This window comes from Myxococcus sp. CA005, from assembly GCF_006518205.1.
GTDB lineage: Bacteria > Myxococcota > Myxococcia > Myxococcales > Myxococcaceae > Myxococcus > Myxococcus xanthus.
The window spans coordinates 22994-49615 of the sequence record NZ_SRLV01000029.1 but is presented as its reverse complement, the minus strand read 5'-3'; the positions used below and the strand labels follow the sequence as shown (position 1 = coordinate 49615).

Here is a 26622-nt window from a genome sequence, read left to right as displayed (position 1 = left end):
CCCACGACCGGCCTTGCTCCTCGGCGTGTCGACGCGGTCCTACAGCAGGGGCACGCGCTTGAGCTTGAAGGGCGAGGGGCTCTCGCTCATCGTGAAGTAGCTCGCGCCGTTGGCCTCGTACTCGATCGCCTCACCCTGGCCCTCGGTGGTGTCGGTCAGCGTGACGGGCGTCGCGAAGACGGCCGACTCGAAGCCAAGTCCCGGCGTCGCACGGAACTCGTAGACAGTGCGGTAGGTGCGAAGGAGGAAGCGATCCGCGCATGGGTGGATCGCCGCCGCGGTCGCGGCCGAGAAGTTGGCGTCTCCGTTCAGCGGCAGCTGGATCGTGTGGACGTGGATCAGCGTGGCCTGCACGCCCGGCGTCAGCGGCTGGGGGAACTTGTACACGCCGCTCTGCCCCGTGCCCCCGTTCTTGGTGACGACGTAGATGTCCCCGGTGGTGGGGTGCACCATCAGCGACTCCGCGTCCTTCGCGCCGTCCGGATAGACGAACGGGAAGGCCTCGGCGACGAGCCCCCCCGAGGTCTGGCCGTTGGCGAGATCCGGCTCGGGCACGCGGTAGATCGTGAACGACGTGGGGCTGCCACCCGCAGGGAAGTTGGCGCTCCACTTCCCGATGTCACCGATGAAGATGCACGAGCCGCTCGGGCAGGGCCCGGTTGCGAGGTCCTCCCAGTCGGCCGGCGTCACGTTGGTCACGTTGAACGTGCCGATCGTGCTCGCGTTGAGCGTGTCGATCGCGACGATCGCGGTGGTGTCCTCGTTGTGCACGTAGAGCGCGTTGCCGACCACGCGGCTCGCGGCCAGGCCCGAGGGCTCCACGATTTCCGGCGCGGTCACGGTGCCCTGGAGCGTGAAGGTGCTCGCGTACGTGTCGCCGGCCATGCAGGTGGGGGCGTTGGCGGCGCGCAGGACGATCACGTGCGCGGTGTTGGTCTGCACGAACGCGGAGCTGCCGGAGAGGCCCGCCTGGAGCCCCGGCGCGGTGAGCGACCGGTAGGCCGCATTGAAGAGCAGTCCGTTGGTGTGACCCAGGCACGCGTCGAAGGCCTCGGTGAAGCCGAGCGGCGGCTCGATGCCGGTGGCAGGGCAGGTGGCGTCCGGCCAGACCTGTGTGCCGTACCAGACGGCGAGGCCACCCGCGCTGCCGGTCACCACGTCGGGCACGGTGAACGACGCGGAGTCGCCGTTCTTCTGGCCTGCGTGCACGTCGATTGGCTGGACCGGATCGACGCCGCTGAAGGCCTCCACGCTCCCCGCCATGTGGGTGGTCGCGTCCAGTTCGAACGCGTAGCTCGCAGGCTCGGAGGCGCCCGCGACGCGGTAGAAGATCCAGGTGCGGATGGCCCAGGCGCTCTGCTCCGAGCGCAGGAACGTCCAGCCGGCGGGCGGCGTGACGGTCGCGGAGATGTTGTTGCGCACGGTCACCCGCGCGATGAGCGCGTCGTTGGCCTCGGTCCCCGACGGCTTGGGGATCGACAGCGAAGCGATCGACAGGCCGCTGTGGTGCGAGCTCCCACGCAACGCGACCCCCGAGGACGGCGCGACCTCGGCGCGGCGAAGGGCGACGACCTGCGCGACGTTGGTCTCGGCGAACGTCGAGCTCCCGTTGAACGGTCCTTGGAGGCCGGCACCGGCGAGGGGCATGAAGGCGGCGTTGAAGACGAGGCCCTGGGACGAGGACACCAGGCAGGTGTCGTAGGTCTCGGCGAAGCCCACGGGGGGCTCGATCGCCGGGGTCGGACACGCGGCGCCGGTCCACGCCTGCGCGCCGAACCAGACGGCAGCCCCGCCCGCGGTCGAGGTGCTCAGCTGCGGCGTAGTGAAGGCCGTCGAGCCGCTGTTGCTCTTGCCGGCGTGCGTGTCGATCGGGTTGGCCGGATCGACGCCGGCATACGCCACGAGGTTGCCGACGAGGTAGCTCGCGATGGCGCTCTGGAAAGTGTGGCTCGCGGGCTCGCTGGCGGTGGCGACGCGGACGAAGACCCAGCCGCGGATGCTCCAGGTGCTCATGTCGGTGCGCACCAGCGTCCAACCTGCAGGCGGGGTGATCTCGGCGCCGATCTGGTTCCGGTTCGCAAGGTGCGCCAGCAGCACGTTACCGGCGGCGACGCCCGTAGGGGTCGAGAGGGTCAGGCTGGTGACCGTCTTGCCGCTCGCGTGCGTGGTGCCGACGAGGGTGATCTCCCCGGTCGCCGGCGGCTGGAGGGGACGCAGCACCACCGCGTGCGTGATGTTGGTGTTGGGGAGCGTGGAGCTGCCGGTGAAGGCGGGCTGGGCACCTGCGGCCCCGAGCTCCGAGGTGGCGGCGCTGTGCAGCACGCCGCGCGACGACGAGACGAGGCAGGTGTCGAGCTGCTCGGTGAAGCCCGTCGGAGGGGTGTGGACCGCGGGGCACGCGGCGCCTCCCCAGACCTGGGCCGAGAACCACACTGCGAGGCCGTTCGCGGACGACGTGGTGGCGACGGGCAGCGCGAGGCTCGCGCTGTTGCCATTCTTCTGGCCCACGTGCACGTCGATCGGCTGGAGCGGATCCGCGCCCGACACCGCGACCAGGGTGGCCGCCATGGAGCTGGCGAGGTCGAGGGTGAAGGTGTGACTGCTCGGCTCGGCCGCGCTGGCCACGCGGAGGAAGAGCCAGGACTTGATGGCCGAGGCGCTCTGCTCGGAGCGCAGCAGCGTCCAGCCAGCGGGTGGGGTGGCGACGGCGGCGACGGCCTCGCGATTGCTCAGCTGCATCACCAGCACATCTCCGGCGGCCGTACCGACGGGGGTGGGGATGGAGAGGGCGGTGATGGCCAGACCGCTCGCGCTGGTGGTTCCTCGCACGGAGAGCGTGGAGATGCCCTGGGCCGTCGTCGCATCCTGTACGTCGTCGGGCTGCGCGAGCTCAGGCGTTCCACAGGCGGCCATCAGTAGGGCGGCCGCGATCCACAGACTTCGGAATGGGGGCATGGGGTTTTGATCGGGTGTCGACTCACCAGACTGGAGGTCCGGGAATCGGCCATGAGAAGGACCCCGAAGCGAGAAGCGCAATCGACTGTCATGACACGGGAAAGCTGCCGTGAAACGGCTGGGATCGTCGGGTGGGATCGAAAGAAGGTGGCAGTCCTGTCCATGCGGTCACGCGGAGTACTTGGAGAACGCGAAGTCCAAAGACATCTGCGCACGGTGCAAGGGCCGAAGGGCGGTCGGCACCCCGAGGGGTGGGCATCCAGGCAAGCCTCGTGACCGTGGCTGTGACCGGCTCGTGACGTCAGCAGAACGGTGCTGACATCCTGTGATCTGGAGCGTGCCCGAGGGCTTCTTGTCAGCGTCCGAGCACGCGCCGAGCACGGCGCATAGATGGCGAGTCATCGTTCCTCCTCGCGCCTCAGTACTTGACCCAGATTTCCGTGCCCGGATGAATCTCCGTCAGGGCGTCGTGTCGTGAGGTGTGGAGGCAGGCGGCGGGTGTTGGCGTACGTGAAGGGGGGCCCCCGGGGTGCGGGCGATTGTGGAGCACCAGGGCTTGCCCACGGCATGTGCGAGGTTGGCCCCGGCACGAGGGCCACCCCAGGCCTCGCCGCGTTCATGGAGCGGCATGGCCTGGAGCCGGGACACACGGCCTTCCAGCTCGGGGCCTACGCGGCGGCACGGGGGGCTGGTGGAGGCCCTCACGCGCACCGGCGCGGACGTGACGCGGGCCAGCCTGGTGCAGCACCTGGAGGCGCTGCGCGACTTCGACACGGGCGTGTCTCCGCCCGTCACCGTCGGCATCAACCGGCGCGTGGGCGTGCAGGGCGCGCAGTTCGCGGCGCTGGACGTGGCCACGGGCGGGCTCGTCGCGGCGTCGGAGTGGATTCCCCTGACGCCGTGAGCCAGCATGGGGGTGCAATCCTCGAAGGAGCACCCGTTGCTCCTCCCCCTCCGAAGAGGTCGCCCGGAATGACTTTCTTTCGTGCCCATGCAACGCCCCGTCGTCTCGCGCGGCTGCTGCTCTGTCTGGTGACGGCCGCGACAGGCGGATGTCGCTCCGAGGGCGGAGAGGAAAAGCGCCCCGAGCCATCCCGGACGCCGACGGAGGCCCCCGCGGCGGAGCAGCCCGCCGACCTCCATGGCCTCGGAGGGGTCGAAGGCGTGCAGGCCTCGTATGACCAGTCCCGTCAGCCTGCCAGGTTCATCGCCGCGCTGGGAATTACGCCGGGACAGCGGATTGCCGATGTCGGAGCGGGCCTGGGCTACTTCACGCAGCGACTCTCGGAGGCCGTCGGTCCGGCGGGACAGGTGGTCGCGACCGACATCAACGACGAGGCCCTCAAGCGGCTTCGCGCACGGATGTCCGAGCGGAAGAACGTCGTGGTGCGCAAGGTGGAACCGGACGAGCCAGGCCTCGAACCCGGCGCGTACGACCTCATCCTTCTCTCCGAGGTGGACCACTTCCTCTCGGACCGTGTGGCCTACCTGACCAGGCTGCGTCTCGCCCTCACCCCGAATGGCCGTATCGCGGTGACGCACCTTCGGGCGATGCGCCCGCCGCTCGTCGCCGCCGCCCAGCAGGCGGGCTACTCCATCGTGTCCGAGTACGACGGCCTTCCGGACCACTACCTGCTGTTCCTGCAGCCCGCGTCCAGTCGATGACCCTGGGGGAGCGGCGGCGCGAGGGCCTCGCCTCGCGCGGGTGACGTTCCACGAGGGCTCGTGCACACGCACGGGCCCTTCGTCGTTTCAGGCGACGGTCCATCCTCGGACGTCGTGGCGAAGAAAGACCTTCGAGGGCTCCGCCTCGACGACGCGGGTGGCCATGGCCCTCAGCCGGAGCTTGTCCCGCTTGCTCAGGTCCCTCCAGGGCAAGAACAGGTGCGAGTTCCGCGAGCGCCAGAGCACCACGCCCCTCCAGCCACCCTTCATCGCCTGGTCGTGAAGGAAGGAATCGAGCTTCTGGGTGAGCGTCACGGGCTTCAGCTCGGGGCTGAGCAGGAAGTCAAGCACGGCAACCTGTCTGGATTCGACGGCCCTCACGATGGCGCTCGCGACGACCACCGAGCGCAGGTTCGGGAAGGCCTGCTTCGAGAGGATGGCCTGGACCTCGCTCACGGCCCCTTCGTCGATGGCGCGGTAGAGCGTCTGGGTGTGCCGCTTCTCGCGCGAGACCGAGAAGCGCCAGAGCAGGACCAGCGCCGTGAACGGCATGACCGCCAGGAGCCACTCCTTCAGCGTCGTCATGCGTCTGTCATAGCATCGGGTCCTGGCTTGCAGGAGTACTGGAGCTGACTCTCACCGCTCCGATTCCGGACGTGCTCGGGCGAATCCAGATAGCCGATGCAGTCACCCGTGAGCGAGATGACGCGGGTTGCGCCGCCCGCTGCCTCGAGCAGGCGGCCCGCTGGAAGCGTCACTTCGGCTGGCACGAACAGCAAGCTCACGGACCCCAGGCTCAGTCGAGAGGCCTCGGCCTGGCGAGGGCCCAGGTGGCACAGGGCGTTCTCGGTGACGCCGTGCAGGCCGACGGGCACGAGTCGGCTTGCATCGGGGCGCGGGAGTTCGAGCAGGACTGGCCACTTACGGACGATTGCTCTCCCCGTTCGCGGCTGTGCCATGGAACTGTCATGGTCAACGCCAATCATCTGACGCGCCACGTTGCCCTCCAAGCCGATGGGCTCTTCACTCTCCCGGAACATGGCCATGCCATCCTCTCGCCGCGTTATGAGCCATCATTCCGGTGACTCCTCCCACACCCCCATGCGAATCCTCCTCACCGCTCTGGTCCTGCTGAGCGCTCCAGTCCTCGCCCAGCCCAAGTCCGTGCCCACTCCGAAGGCGGCGCCGAAGTCGGACGGCTTCATCCGCCAGCTCGTGGAGACGCGCTACTTCAACATCGGCCGTCCCATGGGCACGAGCTTCACCCCGGACGAGCAGACGCTCTTCTTCCTGCGCAATCCGGAGGGCTCACGCGCCCTCGCGCTCCACGCGTTCGACGTGGCCACGGGACAGACGCGCGAGCACCTCACCGCGGAGCGCCTTCTGCAGCGTGCCCGGGAGAACCTCGCCGTCGAGCCGAAGGCGCGCCAGGAGCCCGCGCGTGTGTCCTCGCGGGGCCTGAGCTCCTATGCCCTGTCCGAGGACGGCGAGAAGTTGCTCGTGGGCTTGTCCGGCAAGCAGTACATCGTCACGCGCGCGTCCGGGAAGGTGACGGAGCTGAAGACGGGCCCCGGCGCCATGGACGTGCGCTTCTCTCCCGATGCCACCCAGGTGGCCTATGTGCGGGGGCATGACGTGTATCGCCTGGACCTGGCCACGAACATCGAGCACCAGGTGACGAAGGGCGGCACGGAGGAGAAGAGCCACGGGCTGGCGGAGTTCATCGCCACGAGCGAGATGATGCGCTTCTCCGGCTACTGGTGGAGCCCGGACGGAAAGGCCCTGGCCTACACGGAGTCCGACACGAGCGGCGTGGAGAAGCTCGCCATCGCGGACGCGCTCCACCCGGAGAACGATGCGCGGCGGCTCGCCTTCCCGCGCGCCGGCAAGGCCAACGCCCGGGTGCGCCTGGGTATCATCCCCATCACAGGCGGCAAGACGACGTGGGTGCGCTGGGACGTGGAGAAGTATCCCTACCTCGCCACGGTGCGCTGGCCGGCGAAGGGCCCTCTGACGGTGCTGGTGCAGAACCGGCTCCAGACGGAGGAGCTCCTGCTCGCGGTGGACCCGAGGACGGGGAGCACGCGCACGCTGCTCGTGGAGAGGGACGACGCTTGGCTCACGCTGCACCAGACGTTCCCCCACTGGCTGGAGGATGGAAGCGGCTTCCTCTGGTACACAGAGCGCAACGGCGCTGGCGAAGTGGAGCTGCGCGACGCCTCGGGCAAGTTCGTGCGCTCGCTCGTGCCGCCCGGCGCGGGCTTCTATGACATGGCGGGCTACGTTGAGAAGGACGGCACCGTCTACTTCACCGGCGGCCCAACCTCCGACGAGCGCTACGTGTGGCGCCTGAGCCCGGGCGGGAGGCCCACCCGCGTCACCTCGGAGAGCCCGGCGCTGGAGCTGGCCCGGATGTCCAAGCGGGGCGGCTTGCTGGCCATCACGTCCGAGGGCCCCCGGCGCATGCGTCACACCACTGTGATGAAGGCGGACGGCACTCGCGTGGGCGAGCTGCCCTCGGTGGCAATGGAGCCGCCGTTCCAGCCGCGAGTGGAGGTGCGGTACGTGGGCAAGGAGCGCTACCCCACGTCGCTGGTGCGTCCTCGCGACGCGAAGCCCGGCGTGAAGCTGCCCGTCATCGTGGACATCTACGCGGGGCCCGGCATCCCCATGGTGTACCAGAGCATGCAGCAGCACCTCACCAACCAGTGGCTCGCGGACGAGGGCTTCATCGTGGTGAAACTGGACGGGCGAGGAGTTTCGCCCACCGCCGACGCGAAGCTGCGCAAGCCGAAGTACGACTGGCCCCGGCTGCTGCTGGACGAGCAGGTGGCCGCGCTGCGCGCGCTCGCGGCCGAGGTGCCGGAAATGGACCTGAGCCGCGTGGGCATCACTGGCGCGAGCAACGGCGGCTACATGTCCGCGCTGGCCGTGCTCACCCGCCCGGACGTCTTCAAGGCCGCGGTGGCCGTGTCCTCAGTGACGGACTGGCGCGACTACGACTCACACCTGACGGAGCGCTTCTTCGGCCTACCCGACGAGCACCCCCAGGCCTACGAGCAGGCCTCGCTCCTTACTCACGTGAAGGCCGACCAGCCCATGGGAAAGCTCCTGTTCATCCATGGCACTGCGGACGACAACGTCCTCTTCTTCCACGCCCTCAAGCTTTCGGACGCGCTGTTTCGGGCGGGCCAGCCCCACGAGTTCCTGCCCCTCAGCGGCATGCCGCACATGGTGTTCGACCCGGTGCTGGCCGAGCGCATGTGGGAGGAGACCGCGCGCTACTTCAAGCGGCATCTCTAAACCGCCTCGGCAAGTCCGCTAAACATGGAGCCCGGCATGCTCGAGCGTGTCGCCGCAGCCAAGCGCTGACCGCCTTGGAACGGTGCGCCTGAAGGCGGTCCCAGATAATGACGAGGGGGCGTCCGAGGCGCCGACGGAAGTACCGCATTGCGGCGATGACTTCCTTGTCATGGACAGCGCCGACGAAGTGACGAGCGAACACCTTGGGGCGTTCACGCCCCCGCGGGGCAGCGTCAGCAGCACGACGCTGGACACCTCACGGCGCCTGCTCAGACGCTTGAGGACTCGGACTTGCCCCACCGGCGCCCAGGTGGTGCCCAGGCGGGCCCGAAACGTGTGACCCGTCTCATCCAAGAAGGCAATCGTCCTCCTGCTTCTTCGAGCCCCTTTTTGATGCGAGGCCAGTCTCTTCTTCCCCAGGCTTCGATGAGCGCATCATCCCGCTCGCGAGCCTGGGGACGAGGGCGGTGCGCGGAGAACCCCAGCCGATGCAGTGGCCTCGACAAGGAGCGCGGGTGGTACCGCACGCCCCAGCGTTGCTCGATGAGACGTGCGATGCGTGGAAGGGTCCATCGCTCCGTGGGAAAGACGGCCCGAACGGCGCCGGCCTTGAATGCTCGGGCCACTTGCTTCCACTCCGAGGAGCTCAGCCGTGAGGGCCGGCCCTGATGCGGCTTGCGCCGCAGCCTCCTGACGCCTCCTTGCGCGAGGGCTTTGCACCACTGCGACACCGCTCCTCGGGTGACGCCGCACTCGTCCGCTACGTCCACTGGGCGCCAACCCGATTTCAGCAGCGAAGCGGCGAACAGTCGCCGCTCCTCCATCTGCCCGAGCGTCAGTCTGAATGGCTGCTGCCCCATCACCACCCCTTTCATCGGAACAAACGCTCCGGTGTTTAGGGGATTCATCGAGGCGGTTTAGGCGCTCGTAGGTCCGCTAGGCCCCGAGTGTCTTGCGCATGTTGCGGTGGGGGACGCCCACCTCGGTGTAGGGGGCGCCGAAGACGGCGTAACCCAGTCGCTCATAGAACGGGACCGCCGGTTCGCGCGCGTGCAGGTGGACATGGGTGAAGCCGCGCCGCACCAGCTCCGCTTCCAGCGTACGCACCAGCCGGGCGCCCAGCCCCTGCCCCTGGAGGTGGGAGGCCACGGCCATCTGGAACAGCCGTCCGCCGTGGGCATCCTCGGGGTTGAAGAGGACGCAGCCGAGCACCCCCTCCTCCTGGTGCGCCACCAGGTGCAGGCTGTCCGCCTCGAAGGGAAAGGCGACGTCGTCACGGGTGTAGCCGAGCGGCTCGCGCAGCACGCGGAAGCGCAGCTCCATCTCGCCCGCGTAGAGCGGATGCCCGGGGTGGATGAAGGTGAAGGTGGCGCCGGCCGTCACGTCAGAAAGTCCCCGTGAGCTGAAGCGTGAAGGTGCGGCCGTACTGGGGCACGGGGGCGATGGAGTTCTCGTCCGACACCGGCAGCGAGTAGCGGGCGTCCAGCAGGTTGTGCACGCCGGCGAAGTAGCGCAGGGGGCCGTAGTCACCCGACAGGCCGAAGCCCACCAGCAGCGCCTCGCCGCTGTCCGCGCCGCCCGGGCCGGTGGGCCGGGCGCTCTGGTAGATGGCCTGGGTGGCCACGCGCATGTCGCCGGCGCCAATGGGCAGCATCATCCGGCCCGCCACCAGGTGCGCGGGCGCCGCGTTGGCCACTTCCTCCGAGGCGTTGCGCAGCGTCACGTAGGAGTAGCTCACGTCCACCATCAGCCAGCGGCCCGGCTGCCAGTGCACGCCGGCCTCGGCGCCCCAGGCGAGTGTCGTGCCGTCGGTGTTCATGAAGCGCAGACAGGCGGCGGTGCCGCAGTCGCCTGAAGCCGCGTCCTCCGCAGTGAGCTGCACCAGGCTGGAGATGCGGTTGTGGTAGCCCGCGACGGTGAGGCGCAGCTCGTCCGTCAGGTCGTGCGAGTGCTCCAGCTCGAAGGTGGTGATGGTCTCCGGCCGCAGGTTCAGCGCCGCGCCCTGGGAGATGCCGTCCGCGTAGTAGAGCTCGTAGACGTTGGGCGCGCGGAAGGCGTTACCCGCCACCAGCTTGGTGAGGCCCCGCTCGTAGGGCCGGGCGATGACGGCCAGGCGCGGGGTGATGGGCGTGCTGTCCAGGTCCACGTACTTGTCCAGACGCAGGCCGGCTGACACGCTCAGCCGTGGGTGGATCTTCCACTCGTCGAGCAGGTACGCGGACACCAGCGTGCGCGCCTGTGTCTCCAAGGGCAAATCACCGGCGTCCTGCCGGACGCGAAGCTGCGCCTGACCTTCCACGCCGAGCGTGAAGACGTTGCCCTCGAACAGGCCGATGCGCGCGCGTGCCTCGGCGGTGAGCCAGTCCGCCGCGCCGCCCTCGGTCCGGGCGCCGCCGTCCTCCTCCGGGTAGACGTAGGTGCCCTCGTAGCGGCTGATGTCGAACGCGCCGCGCACGGACAGGCTGAAGCGCTCGGTGAACTGGCGCTCGTAGCGGGCCTCGGCGAAGGCGCGCATGTCCTCCACGATGTTGCCCTCCGTGCCGGGCACGGTGCCGTAGGGCGCGGTGGGCAACTCCTTGGTGCGCACGTTGAACTGGGCCTGGAAGGACAGGTCGCCCACGCGGGCCCGGAGGGAGCCACCGGCGGCGCGCTCCGCGTCCAGCCCGGTGATGATGGGACCGCTGGAGCCCAGCCGGGTGGTGTCCGCGCCCGTGGACGTCAAGGCGGCGGCGCTCACCAGCACCGACCGGTTGCCGTCCTCCCACGACGCGGCGGCGTGTCCCCGGGTGGTGCCGAGCGCGCCCACCGCGCCCGTGACTTCCAGGTGCTTGTCCGAACCCAGCGATTCACGGGGGACCACGTTGATGACGGCGAAGAAGGCGCCCGTGCCGTACAGGGCGCTGCCAGGGCCGCGCACCACCTCGATGCGCTCCACTTCCTGGATGTCCACGCTGAGGTCGCGGGCGGCGAAGCCCTGGCCGGCCCAGACGTCGTTCATGGAGTGGCCATCCCAGAGGATGAGGATGCGCGTGTTGAGGTCGCCCGGCGGGGAGAAGCCGCGCACGCCCATGTACGTATAGGTCCGGTCGTCGGTGAGATAGAAGCCGCGCACACCGGCCACGGCCTCGGCGACGGTGCGCCAGCCGAAGGCGCGCAGCTCCTCCTGTGTGAGCACGGTGGTGGAGGCGGGCGCTTCGTCGACGGCGACCAGGCTCTTCGATGCGGCGCGCACCGGAGGCGGCGCGTAGCGCAGCTCGGCGTGGACCTTCACTTCTTCATCGGCCACCACCTTCACCGTCTGGCGGAGCGGCCGCACCTCGCGGCTCTCCACCTCCAGCGTGTGCTCGCCTTCGGGGAGGGTGACGACGGTGGGGGTGAAGCCGGCGGGCTTGCCATCCACGCGCACCGTGGCGCCGTCGCGGTTGGCGGTGACGACGAGCCGCCCGGTGGGCCGGTCCTGGGGACGCAGCGCCACGGCGACAGGCACGTTGCCGTCGGCGGGGACATCCACCACGTATTGGCTGGGCGCGTAGCCGGGGGCGCGCACGTGCAGCACGCGCTGGCCGGGAGGCAGTCGCACGCGGCCGGGCACGCGGGCCAGGATGTTGCCGTTGGGGGCGTCGCGAATCTCGGCGCCCTCCGGCGTGCCCGTCACCTCCACGCCGCCGGTGATGAGCGTGAGGTCGAAGGTCTGGTCCGTCTCACGGCCGCGCACCAGGGTGAGCGTGGCCTCCGCAGCGCGGTAGCCTTCCTTCTTCACCATGATTTTGTGACGGCCGGGCGTCAGCGCGAGCGTCTGTGGAGAGCGGCCCCGACTGCCCAGGTCCATGCGGTCCACGTAGACGTCAGCGCCCTTGGGGTTGGAGGTGACGCGCACCAGCGCGACCTTGGGACGGAGCCGGTCCACGGAGCGGGAGACCTCGGCGGCGTCCTCCTTGGGCAAGTCCTCGGCGAGCAGGTCGTTGTAGTAGCGGTACGCCTCGTTGAACTTGCCCAGCGCCTCGAAGCAGCGGGCGATGTTGAAGAGGACGTTCCGGTTGGGCACCAGGCGGTAGCTGGTGAAGTAGGAGCGCAACGCCTCGGCGTACTGCCCCTTGGAATAGGCATCGTTGCCGAGCTCGAACGCGATGTCCGCTTCATCCGCGTTGTTGTCCGCGAGCACGGGCGCGGACAGGAGGAACACCGAGAGGACGAACGCGAAAGAACGGGAGGAACGCATGGGACGCCAAGCATTCTTCCCTCTCTGGGGTGAGAGGTCCATGGGGGCTTATGGGTTGGTAGCTGGGTGTCGGACCTGATGGGTAACGTCGAGCCTGGACATGCAACGAGGAGTGGGGTTCCACTCCGGGGATGCGGGGGCCATGATTCAGGAGCTGTCGGCCATCACGGTGAGAGAGGAACGGGACACGGGAATGGGCCACGAGACGAAGCGCCCGGCGACCTACGAGGACCTGGTGGCGCTGCCGGAACACCAGGTGGGGCAGATTATCGACGGGGAGCTCATCGCTCAGCCGAGGCCGACGAGTCGACATGCGCGGGCCACCACCCGGCTGGGTGGTGAGCTGTACGGCCCTTTCGAACGGGGACGCGGCGGGCCTGGAGGTTGGTATTTCCTGGATGAGCCGGAGCTGCACTTCGGCGCGGATGTCCTGGTGCCAGACCTGGCGGGCTGGCGCCGCGACCGGATGCCGGAAGTCCCGGATACGCCTTACTTCACGCTGTCACCGGACTGGGTCTGCGAGGTGCTGTCGCCTTCCACGGCGGCCGTGGACCGCTCGAGCAAGAGGCGCATCTACGCGCGGGAGGGCGTCGGGCACGTCTGGCTCGTGGACCCTCAGGCGCGGACACTGGAGGTGTTCCGGCTGAGCGGGGGACGGTGGCTCGAACTGGGCACGTGGTCAGACGACGAGCGCGTCCGCGCCGAGCCCTTTGAAGCGGTGGAGTTGGAGCTCGGCGTGTTGTGGTTGCCGGAGGCGAACGCGAAGTGACGTCGCCTTCGCCTCAGTGCACCACGCCCCGCGCGGACATGGCCGCCTGAGGCGAGGCGGAAGGCTCGCGCATCAGCTTGTCGCCCGCGGCCTGGAGGACCTGGGTGGTGGCACCCTCGGGGTCGCGGAAGAAGGAGGGCGTCCACATCCGCACGAGCTGCCAGCCCTGGCCTTCCAACACGCCCGTGCGGAAGAGGTCCCACTCCACGCGGTCCGCGGCCTTGGGGTAGCGCGTGCCGTCACACAGCACGCCGACGGTGACATCGCCCGGGCGGGTGGGGTGCCGGAGTGCGACGTCTACGCAGAAGCCGTCATTGCCCCAGTGGACCTCCGAGGACACGCGGTGCTGCGTGGCCAGATGTCCTGCCAGGGCTTGCGCGAAGGCCGAGCCCGCGTCCGTGGGCCTCACGAACACCTCTGCTGTCTCGGCGGGCCGCGACGCCTCGGACACGGTGTCCTCGGGCTCGCGTTGGGCGTCCTGGGCATAGGCCGACTCCAAGGCCTCCGCGAAGCGCAGGTACGCGAAGAGGAGCCAGCCGCCGTTGGGCTGCCGGCCCGCTTCAACGGGGGGCGCGGACTGGTAGGACTCGCGCGGAATCGAGGTGACGAGGTGAATCTGCTCCCGCGCTCGCGTCACCAGCACGTTGAGTCGCCGGCCTCCGCCCGCGCTGCCCAGCGGACCGAAGCGCCGGTAGAAGCGGCCGTGCCGGTCCGGGCCGTAGGTGGTGCTGATGATGAGGTGGTCCCGCTCGTCGCCCTGGACGTTCTCCAGATTCTTCACGAAGAGCCCCTCGAATGAACCCGAGCCCCTGCGCACGCGCGCTTCGGCCAGCCGCGCCGCGAAGGACGCGTCGCTGGCGGCCATCTCGTCGAGGACGTCGTTGATGGTGTCGCGCTGGGTGAGGTTGAAGCACGCGATGCCAATGGACGGCGGCTGCGGCCGTGAGAGCAACTCCTTCACCAGCGAGCCCACGGCGCGAGCCTCCACCAGGTTGGTGCGCTTCTCATAGGTGCCGCCCACGGGGAGCAGCCGCAATGGCGCGTGGGGCACGCTGTGGGACGGGTGCGCGGGAATGGCCTGGAGCCGCTTGTCGTAGAAGTGGTCGTTGCTGAAGGCGATGAGGTCCGCGTTCTGGGAGCGGTAGTGCACGTCCAGGTAGCACTGGTCGATGTCGAGGTTGAGCGCCGCCGACAGCAGGTCCTCCACCTCGGATTGCTGCTCCTCGAAGAGGCCCTGCTCGCTTTCGGCCTCCTGCTCAGCGTTCTGCACCACGGCGGATTCGAAGAAGCGCGTGGGTGGCAACTGCTTCGGGTCACCGGCGATGACCACGCGGTGGGCGCGGGTGAGGACGGGCAGGGCCTCCTCCAGCCGGCACTGCGAGGACTCGTCGAAGATGACGACGTCGAAGATGGGGCGGCGGGGGAAGATTTGCGCCACGGTCTGCGGGCTGGCCATCCACACGGGGCGGACGTCGAAGAGCGGGTCGCCCCCTTCGATGCCTTGCCCGGTGGCGATGACCTGACGCACGCGCAGGGCGCGCTCTCCTCGCAGCATCAGCCGTCGGCGGAGCTCCGCGCCCTGCCCGTTGAGCCGGCCGCCCGTGCCCGCGAGCAGCCGCTCGCGCTGGCGCTGCGTCCAGCGGTGGACCAGGGCGTCGCGCACGAGGACCCGCTTCTTCTCCTCCAGCACGCGGTAGTGCGAATGGGTCGTGCGCACGCGCTCGGCGTCGATGTGCTGGAGCGCTGGCGCCGCCTTCAGTCGCGCGGAGGCTTCCGCCGCCAGCGTCGCCTTCAACACCGCGCGCCAGCCGGCCTCGGCCTCCGCGCCCTGGCGTGCCAGCCGCTCCACGGCGGACTCCAGCGCCGGAGGCATGCCCGTCAGCACCGCGCGCATGCGCAACAGACCTTCCACGGTGGGGAGCCGTGACACCAGGGCGGTGGTGACGGATGCCAAACGCTCGCCCGAGCGCAGCCCACGCGAGCGCGAGTCGAGCCACGACGCGGAGAAGAGCCCCGCTTCGGTGAGCCGGGCCTCCAGCCGCGCGACGGCGTCGCCTCGGGCCGCGGACAGCCGCAGGCCCGCCAGCAGCGCCGCGCGAGCCTCCGCGTCCGCCGTCAGGGCTGCCCGCACCGCGTCCCGGCACGACGCGAGCAAGGGCGTGCGCTCCAACTCCTGCAGCAGCTCGAAGAGCGCCGCGTGGGTGCGAAGCGTCTGGGACAAGGAGTCGTCGGTAAGCGTCGCGGTGTCGCCCGGGACGAGCGTGGTGCGGTGGTACTCGGTGAGCAGCGCGCGGGCCTTCACGCCCGTGAAGAACCGCGTGACGCGCTCCGCGGCGAGGATGCTCAGCGTCAGACCGAATTGCTGGAGCACCCGGCGCGCCCCGGCCTTCCGCGCGAAGTAGAAGAACGCGTACCACTTGCGCGCGATGTCCAGGTACGAGCCCAGCGCGGCCATCGCGGTGGCCAGCACACTCAAGGCCTGCGGCTGCTCGCGGTGGACCAGCGCCAGCTCCGCGTCCAGCGGCCCTTCCGCGAGCACCTGTCGTTGTGTCGCCAGCCCGTCGAGCTGTATCCGCGCGGCCTGGACCGCGTCCGGCGTCGCCGAGCCCCAGCGCGCGAGGACGTCCGGACGGGCCGACTCCAGCAGTGGTGCCAGCTTCTCCGCGAAGGCGCCGCGCGCCGCGCCCTCCGCCTGAGGGTCCGCGCCGAAGACAGGCACGTCTGGTGACACGAGCGCATCCGCGTCCCGCGCCGCGCTGTCGATAGCGCTCAGGCGCTCGCGGTAGGTGGCCAGCGGCGTCGCCAGGTACGTGGCGAGCTCCCCGCCCAGGGCCTCGCGCCACGGGTTCTCCGGATAGCCCTCCTTGCCGCCGCGCTCCAGCACCTCGCGCACCTCGCGCTCGTGCGGCGTCACGTCGCCCAGCCGTGCGTGGGCGAGGCTCGACACAGCGGGCGTGAGCGCGGCGGGGGCTTCCACGGAGAACCACTGGCCCACCAGCTCGTGGAAGGAGGGCGCGGTGCCTCCGTCGGGGCGCTCGGAGAGGGCGCGGTCGGCGGCCGTCAGTTCGTCATGGAGGGACTGGAGCTCCGTGTCGATGCGCGCCAGTTCCTTGGCCACGGCCGCGTCGGTCCGTGTCTCCGGCAGCGTGTCGAGCTGCTCGCGGATGCCCATGTAGAGGTCGCGCTGGTCACGCTGGGCGTCGTGGACGACGGCGCACAGGTGTCCCAGGCCGAGATGGTCCAGGCGGTGCTTCACCACGTCCAGCGCGGTGCGCTTGTCGCAGACAAGCAACACGCGCTCCCCGCGCGCCAGGTGGTCGCCAATGGCATTGGCGATGGTCTGCGACTTGCCCGTGCCCGGAGGTCCATGGATGACGAGCCCCCGGCTGCTGCGTGCCAGCCGCACCGCGCGCGCCTGGCACGGGTCCGCGAGTGTGACGAGCCGCTCCTCGCCTGTGCGCTTGAGCCCCTCCAGGTTGGGCTCGCCGCCGCCGTGTCCCGGGGGCAGGCCGAGAGACACATCCACGCGGAGGAAGCTCTCCAGCGGGCCGGAGATGGGCTCTCCGTCCATGAGCGCGCGCATGTCGTCCACGAGGCTCTGATTGGACAGGGGATACAGCCCCAGCACGGCGCTGGGGAGGATGGCGGCCTGGGGCTGGGCATCGTCGCCACGCGGAATGGCGGCCAGGAGGGTTTCCGGCGTGAAGGGGGCGGGCGCGGGCAGCTCCATGGCCTTGCACACGGCGGCCACCAACTCGTTCAGCTCGCGCCACGGGTCCTCGCCCGCTTCATCCGCGAAGAGGTCGCCCAGCCGCTGGCCTGTCTGCTGCTCCAGCCAGGCGAGCAGCGCGGTGTTGGGGGCCACGCGGTCCACGCCGGCCTCGGCGCCTTCCAGCTCCACCGACGGCACGCGGCCCTTCTTGAGCGTGAGCCGCACGGGGATGAAGGCGATGGGGGCCAGGATTCGCCGGGTGCCGAAGCCGCGCTTGTCCTTGGCGCCGGGTGGCAGGTGGAGCAGGGGAAAGCCCACGTGAAGGACGTGCGCGCCGGTGTCCTGCTCGAAGGTACGGGCGTCCTCGACGATGGTGGCCAGCTTGCGGAGCAGGTCCTGCTGTTCCTCCTCCGCGCGGGAAGGCGCGGGGGCCTCATCCGGCGGAGGCGCGTTGTCGGGACGCGCGTGGCGGGAAGGCCCTTGGGGGGGGGCCAGCGGAAGCGCGGCGTCGGAAGCCACGTCGCGGGAAGGGACGTGGTTTTCGTCCAGTGCGTGCGCGGCCGTGGGCGCCGCGTCCAGCAGGTCGTCGGCATCCGTCCCCGTGGCATCGTCGTCCTGGGCGCGAGCGGCGCGGGCCTGGGCGGAGCCCTTGCGCGGGCGAGCCTCGGGAGGCGGCGGCTTCACCACGAGCCGGGCCTGGGCCTTCTCTCCGAGCAGGGCGGCCAGCAAGGTGTGGGGCGCGGTGCCATCCAGCCGGCTCAGCGTGGCGAGGTCCACGCGCTGGCGGCTGTTGTGCGGCCGGCTGTTGAGGCTGGGGCCGGATGCGAGCGCGGCGTAGAGCCGCTCAAGCATCTTTTCCAGGACGCGGTTGCGGGGCTCGGGCGACAAGGCGGCACCTCTCGACGGGAGGGGAGGCCGCTGTCTCTATCACGTGAGGGTGGCCCTGGGCCCGGGCTTCAGCCCGCCAGCGCGGCGGCGAGCGCCTGCGCCGCGGCCTCCAGTTCCTGCGCGGGGAGGTGGTCGGAGGCGGGAGCGTCGAAGGCGGCCCGGCCCCAGAGCCGCTGCGGCGTCTGCGAATAGCGAGGGACGAGGTGGAGGTGGAAGTGGCGCAGCACATCGCCAATGGCGAAGGCGTAGGCGTGTTCGGCGCCCAGCACCTCGCGCTGGGCGCGCATGACCCGGGCGGCGAAGGGGCCGAGCTCGCTCGCCGCGTCCGGTTCCAGGTCATACCAGGCGCGCACGTGCCGGGCGCTGGAGATGACGACCCAGCCGGGCACGGGGCTGGGGCCCGCCACGCCATGCAGCACCAGTCCCGGCGCGCGCGCGATGACGCCTCCCACGGGTCGTGTTTCACCGCGCACGATGGCGCAGCCGAGACATGGGTCATTCACATCCAAAACATCCGGCATGGACTCACGCTAGCAGTCCGGGGATAGCCCGGGTGGGTCACGCCATCGGGTCAACGGTGACTCATGTCCATGAGGGCATACGGGGTTCTCCGAGTGATCCGTGACACACCCGGTTACGGGCGTCTCGGCCGATGAGAACCCGCCTTGAATCAGGGGGGCTTCTTGACGGAACGGGCAAGTGTCGGAGAGTGTCCGGCTGACGCCTCATGAAGTGTTGAGGCGGCGATACTTGGGGACTTTTCTTTCAAGGCGGGGATGATGAAGAAGCATCTGGTAATGGCCGTGGTTCCGTTCCTGGCGTTCGGTTGTGGAGACGACCTGGTTGACGCGGACGGAGACGGAATCGCGGACGGCGTGCGCGAACCGGACACTGTGACGGTGGTGACGCCAGCCAATCCCAAGGGCACGGTGTCCGGCCAGGTGCTGAGCACGGACCTGCGGCCGCTGACCGAGGTCACGGTGGAGATGACCATCGGCAGCTCGGCGGAGCCGGTGTCGACCGTCTCGGATGCGAAGGGCAACTTCACCTACAAGAACGTCCCGGCCGGTTCGCACGTGCTGCTGACGTTCTCCAAGGCGGGCTATGCCACGCTGCGCGCGACGGCGCAGGTTCCGTCGTCCGCGGGCAACGTCCCCATCAACAACGGCAACGCGAGCTTCGGCCCCATCACCCTGGCGCGGCTGGACGGCACGCTGAACTTCCTGGTGGTGACGCCGCAGGGCCGTCCCGCGGCGGGTGCTCGGGCGACGCTGGAGGCCACGCCGGCGGGTGCCATCTCCAACGGCGATGAGTCCTCGTCGATGGTGAGCTCCGTGGTGGTGGAGGCGACCGCGAACGAGCAGGGCCTGCTCACCTTCACGGGCATCCCGAGCGCTTCTGAGCTGGCGCGCCTGCGCAACGGCAACGGCGAGTACAGGCTGTGGGTGTCGCCCATCGACGCCAACGGTGACGGCGTCCCGGAGACCGGTGGCTACGTCAACACGTACTATGGGGCCGAGGTGGTGGCCAACAGCACCACGCGGCTCATCAGCCTGCCGTACTCGCGGCCGCAGAACGTGCCGCTGAGCATCGAGAGCAGCAACGTGGCCAGCCTCCGGGGCGCCGCTGTTGACATGCACCCGCTGCGTAACCTGGTCCGCCCGGGCGAGCTCATCCACCTGTACTTCAACCAGCCGATCCAGCAGGGCTCGTTGCTCGTGCGTATGACCAACGAGGATGCGCGGGAGTCGCTGGGCGTGACGGCGACCGTGAACAACGGTGGATACAGCGCGACCGTCAACCCCGGGAGCACCGTCGAGGGCAAGGAGTACAACCTGGATGTGCGCGCGGTGTCCGCCGAGGGTGGCTCGCTCTTCAACTCCCAGGGCTTCTTCTTCGCGGGTGAGCCGCGTGGGCCGCAGAATCCGACGGCTATCGTAGAGGCGCGGTACCACGAAACGTCACTGGCACTTCCGGCTTCGGGGCAGTTGAATTTCGGTGAAAGGGTTTACGTGTACTTCGCGCATCCGATTGCGAACAAAATCGCGAATGGGTACCGCGTTCAGGTCTTTTTCAATATTGACCTTAACAACAGTGGCAAGCTCGGCGATGCGCAGGGCGAAAAGGGCAACCTGATGGGATTCGACCTCATTGATGACGAGCCGACGCTCCCGCTGCATACCACCACGCCTGCCGAAACCGCTGTGTTCCCAATCATCAAGTCGGGATACAGCTCCCGGTTCTATTTCAGTTATCCTGGGCCGGACAACCCCAATCTGCTCGGGACTGAGATTTCGGTGGGCTTCTCTAAGCTGGGGAGTCGTGGGGCCATCGGAACCTACGAGAACATCTGGGGCCAGCCTCTTACGAGCGACATTGCTATTACGGGGATTGGGGTGCATCCGGCGCCCCCGCTGCCGTGAGCTCACGGGCAAGTCTGCTTTGATAGACGCTTGGGCTTGAACAGACACCCCCGTGGGGCATTTTCCCGCGGGGGTGTTGTCTTTTGGGAAGTCGAAGTGTGTCGCTCGGGCGGGGAGTCCACATATTCGGACCCACGGTCCAAGTCGTGGTGTGCCTCGGGTCGGCTCGGACTACTCCTTCCCTGTAAGTCACCGAATACTCAAACCTTTTGGGCAGCAAAGCCCGCCCTTCCTGGGAATGGCTGCTGCATGCCCGATTAGGACATATGAACTCCATCAGGGTTTGGGCAGTGTGTCTCAGTTCCTTGTTCTGGGCATGCATCAACGTGCCTGGAATCGAAATTGTGCCCGAGTCGCCGGACGCGGGGCCGCCAAGCCAGGATGTGACGCTAACGCTGTCGCGTGCGGCGACGAATGGTGATGTCGATGTGCGAGTTTCGGTCGCGGAGTTGGCGCCGGAGTCGGTCGAGTTGCTGGTTGATGGCGTCCCCACAGCGACGTTGCCCCAGCCTTCTTACGAGTTGCGGTGGAGCACCCGTGACCTCGACGAGGGCCAGTACATCATCACCGCAAGGGCATCAATCGGCGACCGTGTTTACGTGAGTGCGGCGAACACGCTGTTCGTCGACCGGACAGCACCGTGGGTGGTGACGCAGAGCCCTCGGTCTGGGGACCGGGACGTTTCCGTGCATGCTCCCATTCAGGCTGTCTTCTCCGAGGCTGTCGAGCCGTCCACCGTGAACGCGGAGTCCATCAGGCTCTTGGTCAATCAATCGGATATTACTGCAGGGGTGCGCCTGTCGGCCGATGGCATGACGGTGACGCTGACGCCTGCTACGCAAATTCCCGTGGACTCAAATGTATCTGTGACCATCGCGCCTTCGGTGACAGACGTGGCAGGCAACGCGTTGGATGTAACGGCACTGGATTGGGAGTGGGCCATCCCCAGGCATCTCCATTACGGAGGGGCCCTTTCTGCCGGCACTGTCGAGGCTTCGAACGTCTCGAAGTTCTCGTTTGTGCTGGATGGGAATGGAAACCCTGTTGTTGCTTTCGTTGATGGCGATTCGCCTTCCGAACATGGTGTCTACGTCATGCGGTGGACCGGCGCGGCATGGGAGCAGTTGGGTGAGGTGCTTGGAGCGAGCGCTGCCGAATCCATCATTATGGCTTGCTCCCTTCAGATATCACCGGGAGGCGAGTTCCTCGTTGCATGGAGTGTGGAGACGTCCGACGGTACGCCAAGCGTACACGTCCGGCGCTGGAGCGGAGGCGGTTGGTCAGCCGTTGGTGCGCCTGTTACAGCAACTTATCTTGAAGCGAGGTTCGGTTCATTCGATTTTGTAGTGGACTCTCGCGGAGGGCGTTGGCTGGTTGTTCACGAGTTCATCGAAGGGAACTCTTCTTCCATTTCGACTTGGCTCTGGGATGGAGAATCTTGGGAGAGGGTGAAGCATGTTCTGACGGTGAATCATCATCTGGAGATGGCTAGTCTGAACTTGATGGTGGATTCGGCTGATCGTCCTGCTCTTTTTTGGGCCCTTCATTCCAGCAGAGGGGGGGGAATGGAGCTGCATTCCAGGAGATGGGCCGAGACACATTGGGTGGAGTCCGACTGGATACCATCGGGAGGCGGGATTCCGATTGCGTCCGCATTGGATGGAGCGGATCGGCTCGTACTTGCTGGCTCATCACAAGATGTAGTGGCAGGCGCGGGCTTCAGACCCATCGTCGGACGTTTTGTCCCGGGAGGAGGATGGCAGCTCCTCGGCCCTGTTATCGAAGGCATGTACCCCGGCGAAACCAACGCTACGGCGGAGGTCCTTGAGCTCGACCATGATGGCCAGTTGGTCGCGCTCATCTCCGAACCTGAGATCGCCGGTGGCCCGGTGAACCACTACGTTCGCCGCTGGGACGAAAGTTCATGGGCGCCCATGGGGACTCCGCTGCTCCCGCGCCCAGGCGCTACGCCGGTGGGCCCCGCCCAGTTCTTCATGACGGGCCCCGAGCAATGGGTGCTGGCCCGCATCGAGGAGTCCGCAGGCACCCCCAGCCGTCGCCACCTCTACGTCTACCGTCCCAACAACTGATACACAGTCAACGTTTCTCCATCCAGCCCACCTGTCCTCCACTGAACACGTACTGGCACTCTGGTCCGCATTCGTTGAAGAGCCGGGTGGGGTGGGCACGTCGGGAGGGGCGTGTATAGATTGTTCAACGCCCGTTCCAACCCGAGAGGCGTCTGTCCCATGAAGAGCACGGCGATGACAGTCCCGGCAGAAGACATGCCAACCGCCAAGGAGCCCGCGCCGGGCGGGAACAAGAAGCGCGTGCTCGTGGTGGACGACTTCGACGATGCCCGGGAGATGTACGCGGAGTACCTGGAGTTCGTCGGCTTCGAGGTGGACACCGCCCGCAACGGCGTGGAAGCGGTGGAGAAGGCCAGCGAGGGCGAGCCCGACATCATCCTGATGGACCTGTCCCTCCCCGTCATGGACGGCTGGGAGGCGACGCGGCGCATCAAGCAGGACTCCCGCACCCGGGACATCCCCGTCATGGCGCTCACCGGCCATGTGCTCGCGGGGAACGCGGAGCATGCCCGGGACGCTGGCGCGGACGAGTTCGTCGCCAAGCCCTGTCTGCCGCAGGATTTGGAGAACAAGATCCGAAACATGCTCAAGCCGAGCAAGGGGAAGGTCCGGGGCGGCTGAGGCCCAAGGACAACACCACTGCTCGGCAACGGACACTCCTGCGGCCCTGGCGTCCTGGAGTCTCCTCCCTCGCGGCCCGTTCAGTTGACCCCTGCCGGACGGATGCATAGGCACCGGGTGTGGGCTCTCCGGCCGCCTCGCCGTCTCCTGATGCGTGGACTCCTCCCCAGGAGTTCGACGAGTACCGCCTTGTGCGGGCCATCGGGCGTGGGCGCACGGGGCGGGTGTTCCTGGCCCATGACACGTTGCTCGAGCGCCCCGTCGCCGTGAAGTTCATCCCCGCCCTGGGGCCCAACGCCCTGGCGCGGTTTCTCGTGGAGGCCCGGGCGGCCGCGCGCATCCAGCACCCCAATGTCGTCACCCTCTACCGGGTGGGACAATTGGAGGAGCAGCCCTACCTCGTCTCCGAGTTCATTCGGGGGATGAGCCTGGACCGGCTGCCCAAGCCCCAACCCTGGGAGCGCGTGCTGTCCATGGGGCGGGATTTGGCACGGGGCCTGAGCGCCGCGCACCGGCGCGGGGTGTTGCACCGGGACATCAAGCCCGGCAACGCCGTGCTCACCGAGGCTGGCGAGGTGAAGTTGCTCGACTTCGGCCTCGCGAAGCTCCTGGACCGGGCCGCGGGGGCGGGGGATTCCGCGCCGCCCGCTTGCGGGACTCCGCCACCGGAGTTGCCTCCTGACCTGGACCCGGAGGCCAGCCCGAACCTGGGCGCGCGCTCGCTGGACGGAGTCTTCCTTCCATCGCTGCCGCGCGGCTCGCTGGTGGGGACGCCGTATTACATGTCCCCGGAGGCCTGGGCGGGAGAGGCGCTGACGGCGCGCAGTGACGTGTACTCACTGGGCGTCGTCCTGTACGAGTTGTGCGCGGGCAAGGGCCCCTTCCGGGATGTTCCCTGGCGCGAACTTCCGGCTCAGGTGCGCCACCGGGATGCCAGCCCCCTGGCCCAGGTGGTGTCCGGCGTGGATGCCGGGCTCGCCGCCGTCATCGACAAGTGTCTGCGTCGCGAGCCGTCCGAGCGTTACGCCACCGCCTCACAGCTGCTCGATGCCTTGGACGCACTGACGCGTGACGACACCGTCCAGGCGGTGCCGGAGGGCAATCCCTACCGCGGCCTCCAGGCCTTCGAGGCGGAGCACCGCGCCGTCTTCTTCGGCCGCCGCCGCGAACAGCGCGCGGTGCTGGAGCGGATGCGCTCGGAGCCCTTCCTGCTCATCACCGGTGATTCGGGCGTGGGGAAATCCTCCCTGTGCCTCGCCGGGCTGCTCCCCGCTGTCACCGAAGGGGGCCTGGAGGACGGGCGTCGCTGGCGCAGCGTGCGGCTGGTGCCGGGCCGCAGGCCCCTGGCGGCCCTGGTCGCGGCGCTCGCGCCCGTGCTGGAGACGGAAGAGGAGACCCTGGCCGAAACCCTGCGCGCCGAGCCCACGTCCCTGGTGCGCCGGCTCCGCGTGAAGCTGGGGGCCCAGGAGGGGCTGCTCGTCTACGTGGATCAGCTCGAGGAGCTGGTGACGCTGGCGCCGCCGGCCGAGGCGGAGCTGGCGGGACAGGCCCTGGGGGCGCTCGCGGAGGGCGCCAGTGGCGTGCGCCTGCTCGCCACGGGGCGAAGTGACTTCCTCACCCGGCTGTCCGCCGTTCCCGGACTGGGCGCGGAGGTGCCACGCGCGCTGTATCTGCTGCGCGCCTTGTCGCCCGAGGAGACACGGGACGCCGTGACGGGCCCCGCCCGCGTGAAGGGCGTGCGCTTTGAATCCGACGCGCTGGTGGATGCGCTCGTCACCTCCACCCTGTCCGCAGCGGAGGGCGGCCTCCCGGTGCTCCAGTTCGCGCTGGCCGAGATGTGGGATGCGCGAGACGCGGCGGCGGGTGTCATGACGCAGGCGGTGCTCGACTCGCTGGGCGGCGTGGAGGGCGCGCTCGCGCGGCACGCGGATGCGGCGGTGGCCCGGTTGCTACCGGACCAGCGGGTGGCGGCCCGGGGCGTGCTCCTGCGGCTCGTCACCGTGGACGGCACCCGCGCGCGGAAGACGGACCGCGAGCTGGTGGGGGACGACGCCCGCTACCGCGCCGCCCTGGAGGCGCTGGTGCACGCGCGGCTACTCGTGGCGCGCGAGGCCCAGGAGGGCACGTCCTACGAACTCGCCCACGAGGCGCTGCTCTCCGGCTGGGGCACGCTGGCGCGCTGGTTGGCCGAGGCCTCCGAGCGACGCGAGGTCCAATCCCGACTGGAGGCCGCCGCCGCGCACTGGGAGAAGCTGGGCTTCCCGAGCGAGTCCCTCTGGGGCCCGCGTCAGCTGGAGGAGACGCAGGTGCTCGACACGGGAGAGCTCACCCGTCGCGAGCGCGACTTCCTGAAGGCCTCGCGTCGCACCATGGTGCGCAGCCGGCGGACGCGGCATGCGCTGGTGGTGGGGTTCGTCGTGTCCCTGGGGCTCGTCTACGGCGGGCTCAAGCTGAGGGAGCGTTGGAGCCTGGACCGGCAGGTGCGCGAGGAGCTGGGCCAGGCGGCCCAGGCCTTGAGCGCCGTGCGTCAGGACTGGGGCACGCTGCGCGCCGAGCGCGACGAGGCCTTCCGCCTCTACGGCACCGGCCGCCGCGCCGACGCGGACCGGCACTGGAACCGGGCCGGTGCGCAAGCGGGACAGCTGCGCGGCCGTTTCGACGAAGTGGCCGGACGGCTGGAGCGCGCGCTGGCGTTGGCGCCCGGCCGCGCAGACGTGCGCGAGGCCCTGGCGGACTTCCTCTACGAGCGCGCCCTGTGGGCCGAGCAGGACGAAGACACCGCGGCGCTGCCCGCGTTGCTCCAGCGTCTGCGGCTCTATGACACGGCGGGCACGCGCTGGCGGCGCTGGAACGCCGCGGCCAGCCTCACACTGGAGACACCTGTCTCAGGGGCGGAGGTGGAGCTGCGTCCACTGACGCGCGATGCGCAGGGCAGGTTTCAGCTGGGAGAGCCCCTGCAAGCGGACCCGGGGCGCTGGCTGGACGCAGCGGTGGCGCCGGGCACGTACCAGATTTCCGCGCGCTCGCTCGGCTACGAGCCGGTGGTGCAGTGGGTGCTGCTGCGGCGAGGCGAGTCGCGGCGGCTCGGCGTGCCGCTGCCGCGCATGGGCAGCGTGCCGGAGGGCTTCGTCTTCGTGCCGCCGGGCGAGGTGAAGTTCGGCAGCGCGGCCGAGGCCAGCGTGCGCGAGTTCTTCAACGCCGTGCCCCTGCACCCCGTGGAAGTCCCCGCCTTCCTGATGGCCCGGCACGAGGTGACGTATGCCGAGTGGCTGGCCTACGTGGAGTCGCTGCCGCCCGCGCAACGCGCACAGCGGCTGCCGCGCGTGGGAACGGGCGGCTACGCGGGCCTGCTCACGCTGGGGCAGGTGGACGGCGTCTGGCGGCTGCGCTTCCAGCCGGGGAACGAGCCCTACATGGCGCGGGCCGGAGCGCCGCTGCGCTACGCCCACCGCACGTCGCGCGCGGAGCAGGACTGGCTGCGCTTCCCCGTCAGCGGCATCACCTTCGCGGACGCGGATGCCTATGCCGCGTGGCTGTCGGAGAGCGGCCGCGTCCCCGGCGCACGGCTCTGCTCGGAGCTGGAGTGGGAGCGCGCGGCGCGCGGCGTGGACGGGCGTGAGTACCCGCATGGCGACACCCTAGGCCCGGACGACGCCAACATCGACACCACCTACGGCAAGCAGCCCGGAGGCTTCGGCCCCGACGAGGTGGGCAGCCACCCCGCATCGCGCAGTCCCTTCGGCGTGGACGACATGTCCGGCAACGTGTGGGAGTGGACCCGCTCCTGGCTGGAGCCGGGCAAGGCCGTGGCGCGCGGGGGCAGCTTCGCCTTCGCGGCGACCTCGGCGCGCGCCTCCAACCGCGAGCTGCCGGAGCCGTCCCTGCGCGACGTGACGGTGGGCATGCGGGTGTGCGCGGACGTGGCAGCCAACGCGCACCCCTGAGCTCGCCTGCCTGCCCTACATCCACTCCGCGCG

The 26622-nt window shown here is 69.1% G+C and carries 16 protein-coding genes; 8 read left to right on the top strand and 8 right to left on the bottom strand.

The annotated features are described in order from the left end of the window. Positions 1 to 39: 39 nt before the first annotated feature. Positions 40 to 2955: a hypothetical protein gene (locus FMQ63_RS15235; protein WP_043612571.1), complete on the bottom strand. Its 2916-nt coding sequence runs from the start codon at positions 2953 to 2955 to the stop codon at positions 40 to 42. A 628-nt stretch (positions 2956 to 3583) separates the two neighbouring features. Here FMQ63_RS15235 and FMQ63_RS15225 point away from each other — a divergent pair. Together FMQ63_RS15225 and FMQ63_RS15220 are read left to right on the top strand one after the other, a co-directional pair. After that, a complete protein-coding gene (locus tag FMQ63_RS15225; protein WP_026114073.1) occupies positions 3584 to 3859 on the top strand; it encodes a hypothetical protein in 276 nt (91 codons plus the stop codon). A 68-nt stretch (positions 3860 to 3927) separates the two neighbouring features. Continuing rightward, positions 3928 to 4620 (top strand): class I SAM-dependent methyltransferase, encoded by a 693-nt coding sequence (locus FMQ63_RS15220; protein WP_216609230.1) that lies wholly within the window; start codon positions 3928 to 3930, stop codon positions 4618 to 4620. Positions 4621 to 4707: 87 nt separating this feature from the next. Here the strand turns inward: FMQ63_RS15220 and FMQ63_RS15215 are convergent, their stop codons facing one another. Continuing rightward, complete coding sequence (locus FMQ63_RS15215) at positions 4708 to 5205, bottom strand: hypothetical protein (RefSeq protein WP_011550646.1); 498 nt, start codon at positions 5203 to 5205, stop codon at positions 4708 to 4710. Further along, on the bottom strand, positions 5202 to 5660 hold the full coding sequence (locus FMQ63_RS15210; RefSeq protein WP_141276645.1) for a hypothetical protein: 459 nt from the start codon (positions 5658 to 5660) through the stop codon (positions 5202 to 5204). Before FMQ63_RS15210 ends, FMQ63_RS15215 begins: the two co-directional genes overlap by 4 nt. Positions 5661 to 5721: 61 nt before the next feature. Here FMQ63_RS15210 and FMQ63_RS15205 point away from each other — a divergent pair, with 61 nt between their 5' ends. Then, on the top strand, positions 5722 to 7923 hold the full coding sequence (locus FMQ63_RS15205) for a DPP IV N-terminal domain-containing protein (protein ID WP_026114074.1): 2202 nt from the start codon (positions 5722 to 5724) through the stop codon (positions 7921 to 7923). 269 nt (positions 7924 to 8192) lie between these two features. Here FMQ63_RS15205 and FMQ63_RS38710 read toward each other — a convergent pair whose 3' ends face one another. The 3 genes from FMQ63_RS38710 to FMQ63_RS15190 form a co-directional block, all read right to left on the bottom strand. Beyond that, entirely contained in the window at positions 8193 to 8747 is a 555-nt protein-coding gene (locus tag FMQ63_RS38710) for a winged helix-turn-helix domain-containing protein (RefSeq protein WP_225909956.1), read from the bottom strand. 112 nt (positions 8748 to 8859) lie between these two features. Next, positions 8860 to 9306: a GNAT family N-acetyltransferase gene (locus FMQ63_RS15195; RefSeq protein WP_011550649.1), complete on the bottom strand. Its 447-nt coding sequence runs from the start codon at positions 9304 to 9306 to the stop codon at positions 8860 to 8862. Between the two features lies 1 nt (position 9307). Continuing rightward, the gene (locus tag FMQ63_RS15190) at positions 9308 to 12142 is read right to left on the bottom strand and encodes a TonB-dependent receptor (protein ID WP_044272938.1); all 2835 of its coding nucleotides are present in this window, start codon (positions 12140 to 12142) and stop codon (positions 9308 to 9310) included. Between the two features lie 142 nt (positions 12143 to 12284). On the opposite strand from FMQ63_RS15190, the gene FMQ63_RS15185 reads away from it, so the two are divergent. Then, positions 12285 to 12911 (top strand): Uma2 family endonuclease, encoded by a 627-nt coding sequence (locus FMQ63_RS15185; RefSeq protein ID WP_020478398.1) that lies wholly within the window; start codon positions 12285 to 12287, stop codon positions 12909 to 12911. 13 nt (positions 12912 to 12924) lie between these two features. Here FMQ63_RS15185 and FMQ63_RS15180 read toward each other — a convergent pair whose 3' ends face one another. Both FMQ63_RS15180 and FMQ63_RS15175 read right to left on the bottom strand, forming a co-directional pair. Next, positions 12925 to 17511 (bottom strand): AAA domain-containing protein, encoded by a 4587-nt coding sequence (locus tag FMQ63_RS15180; RefSeq protein WP_020478397.1) that lies wholly within the window; start codon positions 17509 to 17511, stop codon positions 12925 to 12927. A gap of 68 nt (positions 17512 to 17579) precedes the next feature. Continuing rightward, a complete protein-coding gene (locus FMQ63_RS15175; protein WP_011550653.1) occupies positions 17580 to 18032 on the bottom strand; it encodes an HIT family protein in 453 nt (150 codons plus the stop codon). 255 nt (positions 18033 to 18287) lie between these two features. On the opposite strand from FMQ63_RS15175, the gene FMQ63_RS15170 reads away from it, so the two are divergent. The 4 genes from FMQ63_RS15170 to FMQ63_RS15155 all read left to right on the top strand — a co-directional run bounded on the left by FMQ63_RS15170 (position 18288) and on the right by FMQ63_RS15155 (position 26589). Beyond that, on the top strand, positions 18288 to 19934 hold the full coding sequence (locus FMQ63_RS15170) for a carboxypeptidase-like regulatory domain-containing protein (protein ID WP_011550654.1): 1647 nt from the start codon (positions 18288 to 18290) through the stop codon (positions 19932 to 19934). 305 nt (positions 19935 to 20239) lie between these two features. Then, complete coding sequence (locus FMQ63_RS15165) at positions 20240 to 22024, top strand: Ig-like domain-containing protein (protein WP_194866439.1); 1785 nt, start codon at positions 20240 to 20242, stop codon at positions 22022 to 22024. A 159-nt stretch (positions 22025 to 22183) separates the two neighbouring features. Then, positions 22184 to 22645: a response regulator gene (locus FMQ63_RS15160; protein WP_026114075.1), complete on the top strand. Its 462-nt coding sequence runs from the start codon at positions 22184 to 22186 to the stop codon at positions 22643 to 22645. 119 nt (positions 22646 to 22764) lie between these two features. Beyond that, positions 22765 to 26589 carry an SUMF1/EgtB/PvdO family nonheme iron enzyme gene (locus FMQ63_RS15155; protein WP_011550657.1) on the top strand — a complete coding sequence of 1275 codons (3825 nt, stop codon included), beginning with the start codon at positions 22765 to 22767 and terminating at the stop codon, positions 26587 to 26589. The last annotated feature ends 33 nt before the right edge of the window (positions 26590 to 26622 follow it).

What these genes read in the sequence shown, in the direction of transcription:
- FMQ63_RS15205 (WP_026114074.1), top strand. Translation starts at nt 5,722, where the DNA reads ATGCGAATCCTCCTCACCGCTCTGGTCCTGCTGAGCGCTCCAGTCCTC.
- FMQ63_RS15235 (WP_043612571.1), bottom strand. Translation starts at nt 2,955, where the DNA reads ATGCCCCCATTCCGAAGTCTGTGGATCGCGGCCGCCCTACTGATGGCC.
- FMQ63_RS15190 (WP_044272938.1), bottom strand. Translation starts at nt 12,142, where the DNA reads ATGCGTTCCTCCCGTTCTTTCGCGTTCGTCCTCTCGGTGTTCCTCCTG.
- FMQ63_RS15185 (WP_020478398.1), top strand. Translation starts at nt 12,285, where the DNA reads ATGATTCAGGAGCTGTCGGCCATCACGGTGAGAGAGGAACGGGACACG.
- FMQ63_RS15215 (WP_011550646.1), bottom strand. Translation starts at nt 5,205, where the DNA reads ATGACGACGCTGAAGGAGTGGCTCCTGGCGGTCATGCCGTTCACGGCG.
- FMQ63_RS15160 (WP_026114075.1), top strand. Translation starts at nt 22,184, where the DNA reads ATGAAGAGCACGGCGATGACAGTCCCGGCAGAAGACATGCCAACCGCC.
- FMQ63_RS15210 (WP_141276645.1), bottom strand. Translation starts at nt 5,660, where the DNA reads ATGTTCCGGGAGAGTGAAGAGCCCATCGGCTTGGAGGGCAACGTGGCG.
- FMQ63_RS38710 (WP_225909956.1), bottom strand. Translation starts at nt 8,747, where the DNA reads ATGGAGGAGCGGCGACTGTTCGCCGCTTCGCTGCTGAAATCGGGTTGG.
- FMQ63_RS15225 (WP_026114073.1), top strand. Translation starts at nt 3,584, where the DNA reads ATGGCCTGGAGCCGGGACACACGGCCTTCCAGCTCGGGGCCTACGCGG.
- FMQ63_RS15170 (WP_011550654.1), top strand. Translation starts at nt 18,288, where the DNA reads ATGATGAAGAAGCATCTGGTAATGGCCGTGGTTCCGTTCCTGGCGTTC.
- FMQ63_RS15175 (WP_011550653.1), bottom strand. Translation starts at nt 18,032, where the DNA reads ATGCCGGATGTTTTGGATGTGAATGACCCATGTCTCGGCTGCGCCATC.
- FMQ63_RS15220 (WP_216609230.1), top strand. Translation starts at nt 3,928, where the DNA reads ATGACTTTCTTTCGTGCCCATGCAACGCCCCGTCGTCTCGCGCGGCTG.